This window comes from Streptomyces sp. RP5T, from assembly GCF_003933965.1.
Lineage (GTDB): Bacteria > Actinomycetota > Actinomycetes > Streptomycetales > Streptomycetaceae > Streptomyces.
Map to the genome: position 1 here is coordinate 1 of NZ_RSAJ01001044.1, position 1,535 is coordinate 1,535.

2 protein-coding genes and 1 pseudogene are annotated in these 1,535 nt (G+C 75.0%); 2 read left to right on the forward strand and 1 reads right to left on the reverse strand.

Annotation, left to right across the window (positions count from 1 at the left end; all coding sequences use genetic code 11):
- Positions 1-396 (forward strand): gamma-glutamyl-gamma-aminobutyrate hydrolase family protein (locus EHS43_RS44310; protein ID WP_148104332.1); only part of this gene is annotated, 396 nt, incomplete at its 5' end.
- Here the strand turns inward: EHS43_RS44310 and EHS43_RS44315 are convergent.
- On the reverse strand, positions 393-1,319 hold the full coding sequence (locus EHS43_RS44315) for a LysR family transcriptional regulator (protein WP_125196032.1): 927 nt from the start codon (positions 1,317-1,319) through the stop codon (positions 393-395). The two genes, EHS43_RS44310 and EHS43_RS44315, sit on opposite strands and share 4 nt — an antisense overlap.
- Before the next feature lie 70 nt (positions 1,320-1,389).
- Between EHS43_RS44315 and EHS43_RS48620 the strand changes: the two are divergent.
- Positions 1,390-1,535 (forward strand): annotated as a pseudogene (locus EHS43_RS48620) (C4-dicarboxylate ABC transporter); the annotation flags it as partial.

Below are 1,535 nucleotides of genomic sequence, written 5' to 3' on the forward strand. Positions count from 1 at the left end.
GCCCTGATCCGGGCGGCGCTGGCCTCGGGCACCCCCCTGCTGGGCATCTGCCGCGGCCTGCAACTCCTGAACGTGGCCCTGGGCGGCACCCTCACCCAGCACATCGACGGCCACGCGGCGACCCCCGGCGTCTTCGGCCGCCACCCGGTCAAGCCGGTACCGGGCACGGTCTACGGCGACCTCGTCCCGGAGGAGACCTCGGTACCGACCTACCACCACCAGGCGGTGGACCGCCTCGGCGAGGGCCTCCTCCCCTCCGCCTACGCCCCGGACGGCACGATCGAGGCCGCCGAACTCCCCGGCCCGCACTGGGTGGTGGGGGTCCAGTGGCATCCGGAGATGGACGAGGACCTGCGGGTGATGCGGGCCCTGGTCACAGCGGCCGTCCGCGCTTAGGAGCGCGTCAGCGACAGCAGGTCTCTCGCCGGGCCCACCGGGCGGTGGCCCGTGGGCCAGACCGCTCTCAGGTCGCGGGCCAGGGAGACGTCCTGCAGCGGGACCCGGACCAGCCGGCGCATCGACAGTTCCTCGCCCACCGCCAGTTCGCTCAGGACGGCCGGGCCCGCGCCGCCGACCGCCGCCGCCTTGACCGCCGTGGTGGAGGAGAGCTCGATCAGGGGGCGGGCGAGGCCGCCGAGTGCCGCGTCCAGGACCTGGCGGGTGCCTGAGCCCTTCTCCCGCAGGATCAGGGGGGTCGAGGCCAGTTCGGCGGCCTCCAGGGGGCGTCGGCGGCGGGCCCAGGCGTGGCCCGGGGCGGTCACCACGATCAGGTGGTCGTGGGCTATCACCACCGAGTCGAGTCCCGAGGGGACCGTCAGGCCCTCGACGAAGCCCAGGTCGGCCTCGTCGGACAGCAGGCGCTCCGCGACCGTCGCCGAGTTCCCCGCGTGCAGCGAGACCGCCGTGTCCGGTCGCCCCGCGCGCAGCGCGAGCAGCCAGCCCGGCAGCAGGTACTCCGCGATCGTCATGCTCGCCGCCACCCGCAGCCGGGAGTCCCGGCGGACCCGCAGCGCCTGCGCCCCGGCGTCGAACGCCTCCGCCGCCTCCACGATCCGCCGCGCCCAGTCGGTCACCAGCGCCCCGGCGTCCGTGAGCCGGGAGCCGCGGGGCGAGCGGTCGACCAGGGCCACGCCCAGCTGCCGTTCCATCGAGCGGATGCGGCTGCTCGCCGCCGGCTGGGTGATGCCCAGCTCCCGCGCCGCCCCGCCCAGGCTGCCCAGCCGCGCCACGGCGAGCAGCAGCTCCAGTGCGCCCAGATCCGGCACCCGGTGGGACAGCCCTCCGCTCACCGCCGCCCCTCGCTCCTCCACACCGCTCATAAAGACAGCTTATGCCCTCATAGAACCGTCCTCCCTGGTCGCCGGCCTGCCCGCGAGACACCATCGGGACATGGTCACCGCCGTCCGTCATCTCGGGCCGAACTGGTACGCCTGCGTCATGGGCACCGCGATCGTCGCCACCGCCGGCGTCGCGCTCCCCGTGCACCTCCCCGGCCTGCGCACGATCTGCGCCGCCGTCTGGCTGCTGTCCCTCGC